Annotated in this window: 15 protein-coding genes and 1 tRNA gene; 8 read left to right on the top strand and 8 right to left on the bottom strand. The window is 33.6% G+C overall.

The features are described 5' to 3' along the window. Positions 1–44: 44 nt before the first annotated feature. Positions 45–590, top strand: a complete 546-nt coding sequence (locus EG358_RS18790) for a hypothetical protein (RefSeq protein WP_076560238.1) — start codon at positions 45–47, stop codon at positions 588–590. A 309-nt stretch (positions 591–899) separates the two neighbouring features. After that, positions 900–3,074, top strand: coding sequence for a DNA helicase RecQ (gene recQ / locus EG358_RS18795; RefSeq protein WP_076560240.1), 2,175 nt, complete (start codon positions 900–902; stop codon positions 3,072–3,074). Positions 3,075–3,206: 132 nt separating this feature from the next. Here the strand turns inward: recQ and EG358_RS18800 are convergent, their stop codons facing one another. Further along, positions 3,207–4,055 carry a mechanosensitive ion channel family protein gene (locus EG358_RS18800; protein ID WP_076560242.1) on the bottom strand — a complete coding sequence of 283 codons (849 nt, stop codon included), beginning with the start codon at positions 4,053–4,055 and terminating at the stop codon, positions 3,207–3,209. A 259-nt stretch (positions 4,056–4,314) separates the two neighbouring features. On the opposite strand from EG358_RS18800, the gene ku reads away from it, so the two are divergent. From ku to EG358_RS18820, 4 genes are all read left to right on the top strand, one after another. Then, positions 4,315–5,100, top strand: a complete 786-nt coding sequence (gene ku / locus EG358_RS18805) for a non-homologous end joining protein Ku (protein WP_076560244.1) — start codon at positions 4,315–4,317, stop codon at positions 5,098–5,100. A gap of 2 nt (positions 5,101–5,102) precedes the next feature. Beyond that, the gene (locus tag EG358_RS18810) at positions 5,103–5,705 is read left to right on the top strand and encodes a DNA polymerase ligase N-terminal domain-containing protein (protein WP_076560246.1); all 603 of its coding nucleotides are present in this window, start codon (positions 5,103–5,105) and stop codon (positions 5,703–5,705) included. Positions 5,706–5,782: 77 nt separating this feature from the next. After that, complete coding sequence (gene ligD, locus EG358_RS18815; RefSeq protein ID WP_076560248.1) at positions 5,783–7,672, top strand: DNA ligase D; 1,890 nt, start codon at positions 5,783–5,785, stop codon at positions 7,670–7,672. Positions 7,673–7,703: 31 nt separating this feature from the next. Continuing rightward, positions 7,704–8,243 carry a hypothetical protein gene (locus tag EG358_RS18820; RefSeq protein WP_076560250.1) on the top strand — a complete coding sequence of 180 codons (540 nt, stop codon included), beginning with the start codon at positions 7,704–7,706 and terminating at the stop codon, positions 8,241–8,243. Here the strand turns inward: EG358_RS18820 and EG358_RS18825 are convergent, their stop codons facing one another. From EG358_RS18825 to nusB, 4 genes are all read right to left on the bottom strand, one after another. Further along, entirely contained in the window at positions 8,244–8,969 is a 726-nt protein-coding gene (locus EG358_RS18825; RefSeq protein WP_076560252.1) for an SDR family NAD(P)-dependent oxidoreductase, read from the bottom strand. It lies immediately after the preceding gene. Positions 8,970–9,201: 232 nt separating this feature from the next. Beyond that, positions 9,202–9,558, bottom strand: a complete 357-nt coding sequence (gene yajC / locus EG358_RS18830) for a preprotein translocase subunit YajC (RefSeq protein ID WP_115596464.1) — start codon at positions 9,556–9,558, stop codon at positions 9,202–9,204. Positions 9,559–9,568: 10 nt separating this feature from the next. After that, positions 9,569–10,084, bottom strand: coding sequence for a DUF1573 domain-containing protein (locus EG358_RS18835; protein WP_076560254.1), 516 nt, complete (start codon positions 10,082–10,084; stop codon positions 9,569–9,571). A gap of 17 nt (positions 10,085–10,101) precedes the next feature. Further along, positions 10,102–11,007, bottom strand: a complete 906-nt coding sequence (gene nusB, locus EG358_RS18840; RefSeq protein WP_076560256.1) for a transcription antitermination factor NusB — start codon at positions 11,005–11,007, stop codon at positions 10,102–10,104. Between the two features lie 90 nt (positions 11,008–11,097). Here nusB and EG358_RS18845 point away from each other — a divergent pair, with 90 nt between their 5' ends. Together EG358_RS18845 and EG358_RS18850 are read left to right on the top strand one after the other, a co-directional pair. After that, on the top strand, positions 11,098–12,759 hold the full coding sequence (locus tag EG358_RS18845; protein WP_076560258.1) for an ABC transporter ATP-binding protein: 1,662 nt from the start codon (positions 11,098–11,100) through the stop codon (positions 12,757–12,759). Positions 12,760–12,860: 101 nt separating this feature from the next. Further along, the gene (locus EG358_RS18850) at positions 12,861–13,196 is read left to right on the top strand and encodes a DUF3276 family protein (protein WP_029295477.1); all 336 of its coding nucleotides are present in this window, start codon (positions 12,861–12,863) and stop codon (positions 13,194–13,196) included. Between the two features lie 140 nt (positions 13,197–13,336). Here the strand turns inward: EG358_RS18850 and EG358_RS18855 are convergent. From EG358_RS18855 to EG358_RS18865, 3 genes are all read right to left on the bottom strand, one after another. Next, positions 13,337–13,412 (bottom strand) — tRNA-His (locus EG358_RS18855). A gap of 35 nt (positions 13,413–13,447) precedes the next feature. Further along, positions 13,448–14,167, bottom strand: coding sequence for a bacillithiol biosynthesis deacetylase BshB1 (gene bshB1 / locus EG358_RS18860; protein ID WP_076560260.1), 720 nt, complete (start codon positions 14,165–14,167; stop codon positions 13,448–13,450). A gap of 145 nt (positions 14,168–14,312) precedes the next feature. Continuing rightward, the gene (locus tag EG358_RS18865; protein WP_076560262.1) at positions 14,313–15,962 is read right to left on the bottom strand and encodes a tetratricopeptide repeat protein; all 1,650 of its coding nucleotides are present in this window, start codon (positions 15,960–15,962) and stop codon (positions 14,313–14,315) included. Between the last annotated feature and the right edge of the window lie 9 nt (positions 15,963–15,971).

Consider the following 15,971-nt stretch of genomic DNA (forward strand, 5'->3'; position numbering starts at 1 on the left):
TAGAAGCGGAGATTTTTTCTCCGCTTTTTTATTTAAATAAAACTATGACCGAAGAAATTTTAATCTACAACACTCCTTGTACCGAAGAAATTTTCACACAAATTCAGCAATATGAATTTAAAAGAATTTGGAAAAAAAATCTCGCAAAAAACAATAAAAATTTATTCGCTGGCACTATCATTTTACTATTCGCAATAATATTTTTTATTACTGAAGATTATGGATTTGCAGGACTTTTTGGAGGATATGTAATTGCGACATACATCTATTGTTTCTCTTATTATTCTCAATACAAAAAAAATAAAAAAAATATTCAGGAATTAATAGCAAGAGAAATATCAAACATCAAAATAAATTCAAAAGATGTAATTTGGGAATTTAATCCTACTCATTTTTGTTTCAAAAACTATAAATCTGAATACAAATTTATTTGGCAGGAAATCACTTACTGTATTCTAGATGACAAATATCTTTACATTACAGCCTCTTCATTCATGCATTTCATTTTAGACAAAGCTAACATTGATGAGAGCAATCTCAACAAAACAATTGCCTATCTTGAAAAAAAATCTCAGTTTAAAGAAGTTTAATCACAATTAAAACTTTTATGACAAGACAAGATTTCATTCAATTCATAGAAAATCTCGAAACAGATTTTATGGAAAATAAAGAACAATGAGAACCAAAACCATTGAAGATATCGACGGTTTTATAAAAACACAGATCAATATGTTGATGTAGACAAAAAATGATCGGAAAGTTTTTTCACATGTTTTGAAAGGAGTAGCTTACGAATAAATCAATATAATAACGACTCATAATTTTCAACAATTATAAAATCATTTTTTTCTCAAAAGCAACAGAATTTATTACTTTTACGTAAACACAAATTTTGAATTATGAAATCTCCTTTAGAAATACTTCAAAAGTATTTTGGCTACGATAATTTCCGCCTCGAACAAGCGAACGCCATTGAAAATGTAATAAGTAAGAAAGACACTTTTGTCCTGATGCCGACCGGCGGTGGAAAATCGCTCTGTTATCAAATTCCGGCTTTGGTTTTGGAAGGAACAGCAATTGTTATTTCTCCTCTTATTGCTTTGATGAAAGATCAGGTTGATGCATTGCGCGTGAACGGAATTTTAGCTTCGTACATCAATTCTTCGATGTCATTTTTTGAGCAAAATGAAACTTTAAATCAATTAAAAAACGGAAAACTCAAACTTTTATACGTTGCTCCCGAAAAATTAAGTTCGGAAAATGGAGCGTTTTTAGAAATGCTCAGGGAGATCAATATTTCCATGTTTGCGGTAGATGAAGCGCATTGTGTCTCGCATTGGGGTCATGATTTCCGTCCGGATTATTTATTTTTAAACGGATTAAAAAAGCAATTCCCAAAGATTCCTGTCATCGCATTAACGGCAAGTGCCGACGAAATCACTCGGAAAGACATCATCAAACAACTGAATCTTCAAAATCCATTGGTTTTGATCTCTTCTTTTGACAGAGCCAATATCAAATATTTCGTTCAGTCGAAGCAATCTGTTCTGCAGAATATTATTCAATATCTTAACGAACATCCGGACGATTCGGGAATTATCTACTGTTTGTCGAGAAAAGGCACGGAAGAATTGTCTAAAAAGCTGAAGGAAAACGGCATCAATTCCGCTTTTTATCACGCAGGAATTTCATCATTGGAAAGAGCGGAAGTTCAGGAAAATTTTCTAAAGGACAAAACCCGGGTGATGGTGGCTACCATTGCTTTTGGAATGGGAATCGACAAGAGCAATGTCCGTTTTGTGATGCACGCAGATCTACCCAAAAATCTCGAAAGTTATTACCAGGAAACGGGAAGAGCCGGAAGAGATGGTTTGCCGAGTGAAGCCATTTTATTTTACTCTTCCGCCGATGTAATGAAGCTGAAAAAATTTGCAATGATAGAAGGTAATCAGGAACAATCTGAGCTGATGTTGCAAAAGCTGAAACAAATGTCCGACTTTGCCGAAATGCAAAAATGCCGAAGACAATATCTCATGGAATATTTCGGTGAAAAACATGATGGAAACTGTAATGCATGTGATTTTTGCCTTAGTGAATTTGAGAATTGGGAAGCAACAACAGATGCTCAAAAATTATTGAGTGCAGTTTTCAGGTTAAAAGAACGATACGGAAAAAATTTAATTATTGATTTTCTGCGAGGCTCCAGAAGTGTAAAAATCACAGACTATATGCAGACTTTGCCCACTTATGGAATTGGAAATAATCACGATAAAAGTTATTGGCAAAATTTGGTTACTCAACTTCTTATTAATGGTTTTTTGAGTGAATCGAATGAAGACTTTTCGGTTTTAAAACTAAATGAAGAAAGCAAACTGGTTTTATTTAAGAATAAAAAAGTCATCTTCAGAAAAGTAAAAGAAAAAGCCAAAGCTGTGAATGTTGATGTAGTAGAGACACATTATTCGACTTCTACAATCGACAAAAATCCAGATTTATTTTTGGATTTAAAAAGCTTGAGACGAGAAATTGCCGAACGAGAAAATGTTCCGCCTTATGTTATTTTTTCGGATGCAACATTACTAGAACTTTCAGCTTATCTTCCTCACACAAAAGAAGAACTTAATGAAATAAGTGGTTTCGGAGCTTTTAAAATCGAAAAATATGGCGAGAATCTTCTGAAATTAATTCACAATTATTGTGAGATTCATAATTTAACCAGTAGAATTTCCGAAAAGAAACCAAAAAAGAAAACTGCAACGAAAAACACCAACAAATCTCCGGCAGGAACTTTTACAACGACTTTTCAAATGTTCAAAGCAGGAAACAACATCGAAGAAATCGCTAAAATCAGAAATTTGACTATACCAACCATTCAAAATCATTTGGTTAATTTCATAAAAGTTGGAACCATTAAGCCAATTGAATTGATGGACATTAGCAAACTGCAACCTATTATTGATATTGCAAAAAGACAGTCTATTCAATCTCTGAAAGCTATTAAGGAAGAAATCGGTGAGGATTTTTCTTATTTTGAAATTAATATTGCGGTCGCTTATCATCAATCTCAAAAATGAAAAGTACAGATATTGAGATAAATCTGTGAAGTTAATTGATGAGATTTAGTCAAACCAAGTAAACCCTTAACACCTTATTTTTTTTCATTTTTAATAAAAACAATCTTAGATTTAAAACATTCTTTAACAAAATTAAGCATTTTGGTAAATATGCAAATCTCTCTGTGGAAAAGGGATTTCAATTCCTGCATTATCCAGGGCTCTTTTGCAATTAATGATTAGCTCTTCATTCATCGTCCAAAAATTATCCAGAGAAGTTGTTGCTCTTATCGATAAATTGATGGCGCTATCACCCAATTCCGTTACCACAACCTGAGGTGCAGGACTTTCGAATGCATACTGATTATCTTTTATTACACCCAAAAGTATTTTTTTTGCTTCATTAAGGTTTGCATTATAAGAAACTCCAATATTAAACCACGTACGGCGTGTGCCCAAATGGGTATAATTTGTAATGCTGTTATTGGAAACATCTCCATTCGGGATTATCACCATTTGATTTTGTGGAGTAATAAGCCTCGTGTGAAAAATATCAATCTCGTGTACCGTCCCAGATTCTCCAGATTTCACCTCAATATAATCACCTACTTTAAAGGGTTTCAACATTAAAATTAAAATTCCTCCCGCAAAATTCGCCAGTGATCCCTGCAAAGCTAAACCGATTGCCAAACCTGCAGCCCCAATCATGGCTACAAAGGCAGAAGTCTGTACACCAAGCTGTGTAACGACTATAATAAATAGCAAAATATTCAGTGACCATGTAATCACATTCAGCAAAAATTTTTGCAGAGAAAGCTCCACTTCCTTCTTGATAAATGCTTTTCTAATTAGTTTTTTTAGTAATCCTATTATCCATCTTCCTACGATAAATATAAGAATGGCAGATACCAAAGCAGTAATAAGTCTTGGCGCCATAGCAATAGCAGACGTTATAAAATTCTCCCAGTTATCTTGTACATTGCTTAAATTTAAATCTTTCATTAAAAATTTTTTTAGTAATTATTATAAATTAGAATTTGAGATTATTCCCAACAGTAATATTGTTGAAAATTATTTAATTAAAAAGAAGATTGACTTCTTTCAGAAATAGAAGCGTCAAAGGTAGTAAAATTTAGAAAACACGAATACAAGCAGTTATATTGAAAACATTTTACTATAAAATAAATATATAATCCTTTTTCATTAATTAATTGATATTCCTACGGCACAATCATTGTATTTTCTTCTAAAAATAAAGACAATGAAAGCAATTTGGAACGGTGCCATTGGTTTTGGCTTGGTCAATATTCCTGTAAAGATTTATTCTGCAACAGAAACCAGTAAACTGGATCTTGATATGCTGGATAAATCTGACTTTTCAAATATTAAGTTCAAAAGAGTCAACGAAAAAACAGGTAAGGAAGTAAAGTGGGCAAACATTGTAAAAGGTTATCTTATGGATGACAAATATGTTGTTCTTGACGATGAAGATTACGAAGCTGCAAGCCCGGAAAAAACGAAAATTCTTTCGATAGAACATTTTGTAAAAGAAGTAGAAGTTGACTCTGTCTATTTTGAAACTCCATATTTTCTCGAACCGCAGAAAAATGGGGAAAATGCTTACAGACTTTTAATTAAGGCTTTACAACAAACTAAAATGGTCGGTATAGGAACGTTTGTTCTTCGTGACAGTGAAGCGATAGGAATGATTCGGCCGTACAATGATGAGGTTTTAGTTTTAAACCGTCTCAGATTTGATCAGGAAATCAGAGATTACAAAGACTTAAAAATTCCAGCCAAGAAAGCGCCCAAACCAGCCGAACTGAAAATGGCTAAAAACCTGATCGAGCAGTTATCAGAACCCTTCGACCCTACATTTTATAAAAATACATACTCGGAAGAATTGCTTAAAATCATTAAGAAAAAAGCGAAAGGTAAATCTGTAAAGCTGAAACAATCTGAACCAGCAAAACAGGGAAAAGTGATTGATTTAATGGCACAGTTGAAAGCCAGTCTACAAAGTCCGAAATCCAAAAACGCTTCTTAGTTATGGCACTTAAAGATTATAATGATAAAAGAAAGTTCGATGAAACTACCGAACCGAAAGGAAAAACAAAAAAAAGTGACGACAAGCTGATTTTTGTTATCCAGAGACATGCTGCCTCAAGGTTGCATTATGATTTCAGACTGGAAATGGAAGGCGTTCTTAAAAGTTGGGCTGTTCCGAAAGGACCTTCATTAAATCCTGATGATAAACGTCTGGCGATGATGGTAGAAGATCATCCATACGATTATAAAGATTTTGAAGGAAATATACCGGAAGGAAATTATGGAGCAGGACAAGTTGAAGTCTGGGACAGCGGAACTTATGAACCTTTAGACCAAGCCAGCAAGCTTTCTGATGAAAAAGAATTGTTGAAAGAACTAAAATCTGGCTCACTAAAATTTATCCTTCACGGCAAAAAACTGAAAGGTGAATTTGCATTAGTGAAAATGAAAAATACTGATAATAACGCATGGCTGCTAATAAAACATAAAGATAAATTTGCCAAGGATGAATACGATGCCGAAGAAAATGTTTCACCAAAATCATTAGTCTCAAAATTTTTAGAGGAAAAAAAAAGCCCAAAAAGCAGCAAAAAGAAGTCATAACTTCTCAAACAAAACATAAATTTCAACGATTCAATTCTTTAGTTGATGAAAAAAAACTAGAGAAATTCATCAAGCCAATGCTCGCAAAATCTTCTGACGAGGCTTTTGATGATGAAAACTGGATTTTTGAAATCAAATGGGATGGCTATCGTGCTGTGGCTGATTTAAGTAAAAAAAATCCTTTATTTTACTCCCGAAACGGCATTTCGTTTTTATCAAAATTTCAAACAATCGTTGAAGATTTTTCTCAGCAAAAACACAAAATGATTTTGGATGGTGAAATTGTAGCTTACGATGAAAATGGAAAACCAAGTTTTCAACTATTACAACAAATCGGCGACAATCCGAATCTCGCTTTAACGTATCAGGTTTTTGATTTACTCTGGCTAAACGGGCATTCTACAGAAGAATTGCCTTTAATTCAAAGAAAAGAGCTTTTAAAAGATGCATTAATTGAAACCGACCTGATTAAATTTTGCGATCACGTTCCTGAAAAAGGAATTGATTTTTTCAGTCACATGAAAAAAATGAAACTGGAAGGGATGATTGCTAAAAAATCTGATAGTATTTATACTGAAAACAGCCGAAGTACCGATTGGCTCAAAATAAAATTCACCAATACCGAAGAAGCGATAATTTGTGGTTTCACAGAACCAAAAGGATCCAGAAAAGCCTTTGGAGCTTTAATTCTTGGTAAATATATCAATGATAAACTCATCTATTCGGGACACACCGGAACCGGATTTAATAATGAATTATTGAATCAGCTTCATGAGAGACTAAAAAAATTAATTGTAAAAACTTCGCCGTTTGAAACCATTCCCAAAACCAATATGCCGGTTACATGGACGAAGCCCGAATTGGTTTGTGAAATAAAATATTCTGAAATTACAAAAGACGGAATGTTCCGCCACCCTGTATTTGTAGCGATTCGGGAGGATAAAGACGCAAAAGAAATCAGCAATTCAATCACAAAAAACACTCAAAAAACCACCAAATCTAAAAGTATGAAAACTAAAAAAAATACAGAAAATACAGAAGATGAGTTTAAAAATGATAGCGAAATTAAACTGAATCGACATACAATAAAACTCACGAATCAGAATAAGATATATTTCCCGCAAGATGAGGTCAGCAAAGGGGATATTGTGGAATATTATCAGTCGGTAGCTGAATACATTTTACCACATCTGAAAAATCGACCGCTTTCTTTAAACCGTTTTCCTAATGGAATTGAAAAATCAGGATTTTATCAAAAAGATGCTGGTGACTCTTTCCCTGACTGGATCAAAACAACAAAAGTTTATTCTGAATCTACAGATAAATACATTGATTACGCCATCTGTAACGATAAAGCGACATTAGCCTATCTGAATAATCTGGGTTGCATTGATTTTAATCCGTGGAATTCTTCGCTTCCTGATTTGGAACATCCTGATTATCTGGTTTTAGATCTTGATCCCTCGAAGAAAAATAGTTTCGATGATGTGATTGAAACTGCTCAACAAGTAAAAGAAGTTTTAGATTTAATAAAAATAAAAGGTTATTGTAAAACTTCCGGCAGTACGGGAATTCATATTTATATTCCAATGGGTGGCAGTTACGATTATGATCAGGTAAAAGATTTCGCCCATATTCTGATGAAGCAGGTGAATGACAAACTTCCTAAAATCACGACTTTAGAACGCAGTCTTCAAAAAAGAGACGACAAAAAGATCTATCTCGATTATCTTCAAAACCGACAAGGGCAAACTCTGGCAAGCGTTTACAGCATCAGACCGAAAGAAGGAGCATCCGTTTCGATGCCGATTGAATGGAACGAGCTGAAAAAAGGATTAAAGCCTACTGATTTTACTATTGAAAATGCCTTGGAGCGAATTAAGGAAAAAGGTGATTTATTTAAGCCTGTTTTAGGAAAGGGAATTGATATGATGAAGGCGCTTGAATTGTTGCAGGATGTGGAGTAATTATCAATAAATTTGAACATACCTAAAACTAATGAAGATCCTTACACTAATTTTATTTCTAACATTTTTTATTAGCTGTTCTGATAAAGAATCTTTCAAGACTTCTTCTAATGATCGACCAAAATATGCACTTGAAAATATTTTAAATTACAATAAAGAAGATTCAATATTTATAGAATCTCGATTTGCAGACTGTGGCGAATGGGGAGGTCATAATGAAATAATAAAAATTTACCGTTCAGAACAAAAGCTTAAATTGACATATATAAAATTTAAGGTTGATTGCGAAATTAGAGATTCAACTGGCTCAATTATTCAAGACAAAAAATTTAAAAAACATATCTTATTATCAAATTCACAAAAGTTGGCGCTGATAAAATATGTAAATGAGCTAATGAAATTTAAATTTCTCAAAGATGAAATTTCGCATTCCGGAAATTCTTTTGCATTAAGTAATACAAAGGGAGATTTGAAAATTTCCCATTTCGGAAATCAGCCATTACTTTTAACCAGCTATAACAATTTAATGACATCATTAAATTTGCCAAGAGTAAGTTTTGAAAATAGATAACTACGGTAATTTCGCCACCAAGCTTTCCGGCAATATTTTCAAAATAATGTAAATCAGTTTCCATTTAAAGTTTGGAACAATCGTGAAAGAATTCCCTGCATTCACGATATGTTTTGCAACATAATCAGGTTCCATCAGAAGGTTTTTATTGAGGTCTAAGCCAGCATTGATTTTTGTATTAATATATCCACTTACCAAAACGTTGACCTTTATGTTTCTCTGCGCTAATTCCTGCCTTAAACCAGCCAAATAAGTCGTGAAAGCCGCTTTTGTACTTCCGTAAACGAAATTACTTTTGCGACCTCTCACTCCGGAAAGAGAAGATAATCCGATTATTCTCTCTAAATTTTTATTGCTTTGATCCATTGCAATTATATTTAATACAGAAACGGCTCCCATATAATTGACTGTCATCATTTGTTGAGCTCCTTGGAAATTGCTTAAAGCTTTTTCATTATCAACTAAAAATCCTGCTGCGTAAATTACAATGTAAGGCTTTGTTGGAAGTTCATCATAAAATTTCTGATGTGAATCAAAGTCTGAAGCATCAAAATATAAAACAGAAACTTTTAAATTAAGATTATTTTGCAGAACAAAATTTTCTAAAGAATTGGTGTTTCTGGAAGCGGCAATAACAGAAAATCCTTTCGCTACATATTGTATAATGCATTGTTTGGCAACATCGGAATTGGCTCCGAGAATGAGAACGGTTTTGTTTTGATTCATTTTGTAAAGATAAATTAAACCTTATAAATTAAGAAAATTATCATCCGAGGAAGGCGAAATTCGTTACAATTTTAAATTGAAACAGTAAGTTTTAGTTAAGAAACTAAGATTATTAAGATGGATTCTTCACTCAGCATTGCTGCGTTCTGAATGACAATTTTATCGACTAAAAAGAATCAGCGCGATGACTTTTGGTCACCGCGCCGAAACACAATATTATTTAAAACTAAAATTATTTCTTTTCAGTTTCGATAACTTCTTTTTTGTCAGCAGCTTTCGTTGCTTTTTCACCGAAACGGTTATCAGTAAACTCTCTTGAGATCGCTGCTTTTTCAAATTTCAGTTTCCCGGAAAGAGTTTCAATAACTACTCCGTCTTCCTGAATCTGAGCTATTCTTCCGTGAAGACCAGAAGTAAGCACTACTCTGCTTCCCACTTTCAGCTCTTCCTGAAATTTTTTCTCCTGCTTCTGCTTCTTCATCTGTGGTCTGATCATCAGAAAATAAAATCCGACAACCATCACCCCCATCATCATCAACATGGTAGTTGAATTTCCCTGTGCAGGTGCTTGTAAAAATAATGTTAACATATTCATTTTTTTATGGTTGAATATTGGCATTGAATGTCAATTTTACCGGAGCATTTTCTACGTTAGCAAAAACATCAGCATATTTTTGTACGCTTCCGTCAAAGTTTGAAGAATCAAAGCTTAACGTGATTTTTCCTTTTTTACCCGGCATAATTGGTTCTTTTGTAAATTCAGGAGCAGTACATCCGCATCCAGGTTTTACTTCAGAGATAATTAATGGGTTTGTTCCTGTATTGGTAACCTCATAAACGTGGTTTACTTTTGCACCTTTTTTAATATTTCCAAAATCGAAATTGCTTTCAGATAATGCAATTGTTGTGGTAGGCTGGTTAGATTTTACAGGTGCTGCAGCTTCAGTTCCCGCTACTGTAGGAGTCACCGGTGCAACTGTAGAATCTGCAACAGGAGCATTGGTAGAATCTACACCAATAACTTCTGGATTTTGTACTTCTTTATTTTCTTTTTTACAAGAAACCAATCCGAAACCGATTACAGACAAAGCAATAATTGATAATGTCTTTTTCATATTAAATTAATTTTAATTTATATTCTATTTAAGTCTTTACAATATTTATCTAAAATTCCGTTGATGAATATGTTGGAACGATCTGTAGCAAATACTTTTGCAATCTCAATATATTCATTAATAATAACTCTTGAAGGTGTAAAAGGAAAATTGTCAAGTTCCGAAATAGCAGTCGTTAAAATAACTTTGTCCATCAATGCTATTCTTTCCAAATCCCAGTTTTCAAGACGTTCAGAAAGCTTTTTCTCATTGGCTTCCCAGTTATTTAAAGTATCTCTCAGAAGTTTGCCTGCAAAATTTTTGTCTTCATCATCTTTAACCATTTTAATCAAAGTACGGCTTTCTTCATTCTCCTTCATAAAACCAATGGTCTTCTGCACCATTGAGTTTGCAATATGAATATCGTCTGACCACGTCAATTCTCTATCGCTGATATAATCATGAAAATCTTCGTTTTCGGCAATATATCTTAAAAATAATTTCCCTATAAATTTCTGGTCATCTTCAAAAGAATATCCATCTTCCTTCATAAAATCCTGATAACGCTTTCCTGCTGTCATACGTTGGAAAGTTTTCACCAACATATCATCATGCAAGTCCCACTTCAAATCTTTATGCTGACCCGTGAAATACAATCTCTCAGGATTTTCCTCAAGCTTTTTTAAAACCTGATTATTGATAAATTTTTGATTGGGATTGACATCTGAATCAGTTTTAAAGTATTTATTCTTACCAATTTCCATCTGATTTTCTGCAAGATCTTTCAGACCAACCAAAAAATTCAACTGAAAAATATAGAGATTATAGATTTTCTCTATTCCCGAAAACATGTTTTTTTCTAACACATCAAATTTTATCGGATTTTGGTAGTACGAATACACGGTTTCTACTACTTTTTCACGGATTTGTCTTCTTCCTAACATTCAAAGAGCTTTTTATGGGTGCAAAGATATGAAATTTAAAATTTATGAAATTCTCTGTCTCCCTCAATTTTTGTAATTTTGTAAAACTTTATGAAAGCACTGAAAACTCTGAACCCATACTTCTGGAAGCACAAAATATTATTATTTTGGGGGTTCCTATTTATAATTGCCAGTAATTTTTTTAATATCTATAAAGTACAGTTTGTCGGGAAATCAGTTGACGAATTGACGAAACAAGGAAATCTCGGCTTTAATAAGCAGGTTTTAATATATGTTGCCATTATTGTCGGCTGCTCACTTCTTACCGGTTTTTTTACTTTTATGATGCGACAGACCATCATTGTTGCCTCCAGAAGAATTGAGTACGAACTGAAAAATAAAATTTACAGACATTATCAGGATTTATCGCTTACAGATTATAAGCAGACAACGATTGGGGATTTAATGAACAGATTAAGCGAAGATATTGTTGCTGTAAGAATGTATTTGGGACCTGGCGTAATGTACGTGATCAATTTGGTTGTATTATTATTGATTACCAGCTTTTATATGCTCACAACCGATGTTTCAATGACAGTTTGGACGTTGTTACCACTTCCCATTTTGTCTTACATCATATTTAAAGTAAGCTCAATCATCAATAAAAAATCAAAAGTAATGCAGAAAAGTCAGTCTGCCATTTCCACTTTTGTACAAGATAGTTTTTCAGGAATAAGAGTGGTAAAATACTTTGCAAAAGAAAAATATATTCAAAAGAATTATGGTATAAAAGTAAGCGATTATCAAGACAAAGCTTTAGATCTTGCAAAAACAGAAGCCTATTTTTTTACTATTATTTTGTTTGTAATAGGATTGTTGAATGTTGCTGTAATTTTGATTGGCGGACAAAAATATATCGCTGGCGAGCTTACGGTTGGTAAAATTGCAGATTTCTTTATGTACATTAATATTTTGATCTGGCCGTTTTCAATGGTGGGTTGGGTGACGTCGATCAATCAAAGAGCAGAAGCTTCTATGCAGAGAATTAATGAGTTTTTGGAGAAGCAGTCTGATATTTACAACAAAAACTTTGAAAACTATCCTATTAAAGGTGATATTGAGTTCAGAAATGTATCTTATGTCTACCCAAATACAGGCATCAAAGCATTAGATAATTTAAGTTTTACAATTGAAGCCGGAAAATCTTTAGCCATTATGGGGAAAACCGGTAGTGGAAAATCAACCATCGCCTTACTTCTCTGCCGCCTTATTGATCCTACTGAAGGTGAAATTCTGATTGACGGGAGAAATTTAAAAGATCATAATCTTGAAAATTACAGAAACTTTATCGGATATATTCCACAGGAGAGTTATCTATTTTCAGATTCTATTGAGCATAATATCGGGTTTTCTATCGATAATCCTACTCACGAGAAAGTGGTTGAATATTCTAAAATTGCAGACGTACACAAAAACATTGTTGAGTTTAAGGAACAGTACAAAACCATGGTAGGAGAACGTGGCGTGATGCTTTCGGGAGGTCAGAAGCAGAGAATTTGCATTGCAAGAGCACTGATAAAAGACCCTAAAGTCATTATTTTTGATGATTCACTATCGGCTTTGGATACAGAAACCGAGCAAAATATTCTTGAAAATATTGATACTAAAATCAATAATGCGACTTCTATAATCATCACACATAGAGAGTCTAGCGCACAAAGAGCCGACAAAATTCTTAATCTTAGCGAAATTACCAATTCTGCAACCGCATAGTCAAAACATTTGGAATTGTTAAATAAATCATAAAAAAAATTTTGTGATTGAAAGAAATATTTTATATTTGTTCTTAACAAGATTAAAAAAAATATCTAATAATGAGTGAATACAAGGAACGCCATGAAAATGAAATTTTCACTAAGGTGTTAAAAGCGGGGAGAAGAACTTATTTCTTTGATGTGCGAGAGACTAAAGCAGGAGATTATTATCTTACGATTACCGAAAGCAAAAAGAATTTCGGAGAGAATGGAGAAGCTACATTCGAGAAGCATAAAATTTATCTTTATAAAGAAGATTTTAAGAGTTTTCAGGAGATGTTTAATGAGTCCACAGATTTCATCATTAATGAAAAGGGTGAGGATGTTATTTCAGAAAAGCATGATAAAGATTTCAAAAGCAGAACATACACAATAGATTCTGACGACGAAGTTTAAATCAAAACATATCTAAAAAAACACAAGCATCTGAAAAAGGATGCTTTTTTTATGAATAACTAATTCCAATTTCATGTTGGAAAAATGCTATTTGTAAAAATAAAAAAAACACATTTTCAGAAAGAAAATGTGTTTACTGTGGGTGAATGAGGGGTCTCGAACCCCCGACCTCCGGAACCACAATCCGGCGCTCTAACCAACTGAGCTACAATCACCGTTTTGGTGGTGCAAATATAAGAAAGATTTTTTAATTACAAAATAATTCCATCAAAATTTTTCATCGCAATCAGCTTCTCAGTCGTAAATCCCTCAGCATAAGCAACTCCCGATAATCGACCTAAATTCTGGGCACGATATGTCAAACTTTCATAGAAGTCTTTTGTAGCAATTGGAGTCACCGGCTCTTTTGATGCTGGATCATAAAACTGAGTTTTAAATGCCATACAGGCCTCCAGCTTTTTTTCAAGATGTTCTGAAATATCAATGACAAATTCCGGTTGAATTTCTTTCCATTGAATATAGTGGAATATTTGTTTAGGTCTCCATACTTCCTGAATCTCGCCTTCTAAAACCGTTTCTATTTTTCTCAACCCAGATAAAAAGCACGCATCTGATACTAATTTCGCTGCTTTTGCATGATCCGGATGTCTATCATCAATTGCGTTAGCTAAAACGATTTCTGGTTGGTATTTGCGGATCATTTTTACAATCTCTATCTGATATTCTTCAGAATTGACAAGGAAACCATCTTTTAGCCCTAAATTCTCTCTGGCAGCAACTCCCAAAATTCTGGCAGCTTCAGTCGCTTCTTCTTTTCTTGTCTGATCGGTTCCCCTAGTTCCCAATTCACCTTTGGTTAAATCAACGATAACAATGGTTTTTCCTTCTGAAATTAATTTAGCAATTGTTCCGCCACAACCCAATTCAACATCATCGGGATGAGCTCCAAAAGCAAGTATATCTGTTTTCATAATTTAATAATAATTTAAATGATGTAATCGTCTTCAATTTATCTAATAATAAGAGCAACTCATCAAATTCAAAGATAAGGTTTAAACAAAAACTTCCCAAACATTACGAATGGGAAGTTGTTATATTAATAATATAATTTTTAAATTACTTATTTATTTCTGCATTTAATTTTACAGCATCCTGATAAGCAGGGTCTAGCTGTAAAGATTTTGCAACATAATCCTTTGCTTTAGCAAGATCTTTATCTTTTTCAAGATAAGCAACCGCAAAGTATGCATAAGCAAGAGTCTGTTTGTTAGCTTCTACTTCTGCTGGTTTCACCGTTGAAATAAATTTCTCATAAGAAATTTTTGCTGCATCATTATTCCCAGCTTGCTGATAAGCATAACCCTGGCTGTAATATGCCGGCGCCCAATCTGGAAGCAATGTGCTCATTTTTTGCCATGTTACCACAGCTCCATTCCAGTTTTTAGCATCCTGATAAGCATTTGCCAATTTGTATAAAGCATCAGAGTCTTGTGGGTTTGCAGCAACTAATTTTTTGAAAGATTCAATTTCCGGAGAAGTTGGTCCAGCATTTACAGCAGCCTGAGAAGCTCCTCCTCCATTGATTTTAGCCAATTCCATATCCCACTTCATTGTTTCATCTTTAGCAGCTTTAGCTAATCCAATTTTTTGCTGTGCTTCTGCCTGTAAAGCTGATTTTTTAGCTGCATCAGTTTCAGTTTTAGCCAAACCTGCAGCAATTAATCCCATCAAACCTTGGTCAGCAGGCTGAATTCTTGATTTTTCAGCTTTAGACACGAATGAATCCATATTTTGTTTAGCTTCAGCATATTGACCATCTGCATAATTAACATATGATCTTAACTTGAACTTAATAGGATCATCAATTTTATCAAATATTTTATCTAAAATAGCTTTTGAATTTGCATAATCTTCGTTAGTGAAATACAATTTTGCAATCTCTAACTGAGTATAAGGATCTTCATCTGCATATTTTGTATAATTAATCAAATCCTGAGTTGCTTTTGCATTTTCCTGATACTTGATGTCATAAGCCGCCAAAGCCTTGTAAGCCGGCGCGTAGGTAGGATCTGTAGCAATTGCCTTATCAATACTAGTTTTTGCTTGTTGCCACTGCTGAGCAGCCATCCATAAAGTTCCTATTCTTGTATAAACAGAAGCTTTATTTTTTGCTAATGGTAATGCATTGTCATAAGCTGTCATCGCATCTCCAGGAACTCTTTTTAATCTGTACGCATCACCTAAAGTATAGTAATAGTAAGCAGGAACATCTTTTCTTGAAGCTCTTTCAATAGCTTTATTCAAAAATTGAATTGCTAAATCCGGAGAGTTATTTTTTTCAAATAATGTTAATGCTTCAGCTGCTCTGAACAATACTTCAGCATCTTTCTCTCTAGAGTCTGAAACAATCTTTTGGATCTCTGCAATAGCAGATTTATCACCTTTTCCAAGTTTAACCGTAGCTAAACCTATTTGATTTAAATAGCTTTTTTTACCAGCAGCTAAACCTTTATTGAAGTTTTCTGTAGCCTGAGCGAAATCTGGTTCACCTTGTCTTAAAAAAGAATTTCCTAGGTAGAAATAATTTTCTGCTGTAGGTTCTTTTGCAATCATAGACGCGAAATTGGTTTTCGCAGCAGCAAATTTATCGCTATCCATGCTGTTAATACCATCCAGTAATGTCTGTGCAAAGGCAAAATTGGTAAAAAATACCACTGATGCTCCTAAAGCAATCTTCTTTACATTCATAATCATTATATCTTTCATTATTATTTT

It is taken from the genome of Chryseobacterium indoltheticum (genome assembly GCF_003815915.1).
Classification (GTDB): Bacteria; Bacteroidota; Bacteroidia; order Flavobacteriales; family Weeksellaceae; genus Chryseobacterium; species Chryseobacterium indoltheticum.

Excerpts from the sequence above, each read along its gene's own strand:
- EG358_RS18790 (WP_076560238.1), top strand. The coding sequence starts at position 45 with ATGACCGAAGAAATTTTAATCTACAACACTCCTTGTACCGAAGAAATT.
- recQ (WP_076560240.1), top strand. The coding sequence starts at position 900 with ATGAAATCTCCTTTAGAAATACTTCAAAAGTATTTTGGCTACGATAAT.
- EG358_RS18800 (WP_076560242.1), bottom strand. The coding sequence starts at position 4,055 with ATGAAAGATTTAAATTTAAGCAATGTACAAGATAACTGGGAGAATTTT.
- ku (WP_076560244.1), top strand. The coding sequence starts at position 4,315 with ATGAAAGCAATTTGGAACGGTGCCATTGGTTTTGGCTTGGTCAATATT.
- EG358_RS18810 (WP_076560246.1), top strand. The coding sequence starts at position 5,103 with ATGGCACTTAAAGATTATAATGATAAAAGAAAGTTCGATGAAACTACC.
- ligD (WP_076560248.1), top strand. The coding sequence starts at position 5,783 with ATGCTCGCAAAATCTTCTGACGAGGCTTTTGATGATGAAAACTGGATT.
- EG358_RS18820 (WP_076560250.1), top strand. The coding sequence starts at position 7,704 with ATGAAGATCCTTACACTAATTTTATTTCTAACATTTTTTATTAGCTGT.
- EG358_RS18825 (WP_076560252.1), bottom strand. The coding sequence starts at position 8,969 with ATGAATCAAAACAAAACCGTTCTCATTCTCGGAGCCAATTCCGATGTT.
- yajC (WP_115596464.1), bottom strand. The coding sequence starts at position 9,558 with ATGTTAACATTATTTTTACAAGCACCTGCACAGGGAAATTCAACTACC.
- EG358_RS18835 (WP_076560254.1), bottom strand. The coding sequence starts at position 10,084 with ATGAAAAAGACATTATCAATTATTGCTTTGTCTGTAATCGGTTTCGGA.
- nusB (WP_076560256.1), bottom strand. The coding sequence starts at position 11,007 with ATGTTAGGAAGAAGACAAATCCGTGAAAAAGTAGTAGAAACCGTGTAT.
- EG358_RS18845 (WP_076560258.1), top strand. The coding sequence starts at position 11,098 with ATGAAAGCACTGAAAACTCTGAACCCATACTTCTGGAAGCACAAAATA.
- EG358_RS18850 (WP_029295477.1), top strand. The coding sequence starts at position 12,861 with ATGAGTGAATACAAGGAACGCCATGAAAATGAAATTTTCACTAAGGTG.
- bshB1 (WP_076560260.1), bottom strand. The coding sequence starts at position 14,167 with ATGAAAACAGATATACTTGCTTTTGGAGCTCATCCCGATGATGTTGAA.
- EG358_RS18865 (WP_076560262.1), bottom strand. The coding sequence starts at position 15,962 with ATGAAAGATATAATGATTATGAATGTAAAGAAGATTGCTTTAGGAGCA.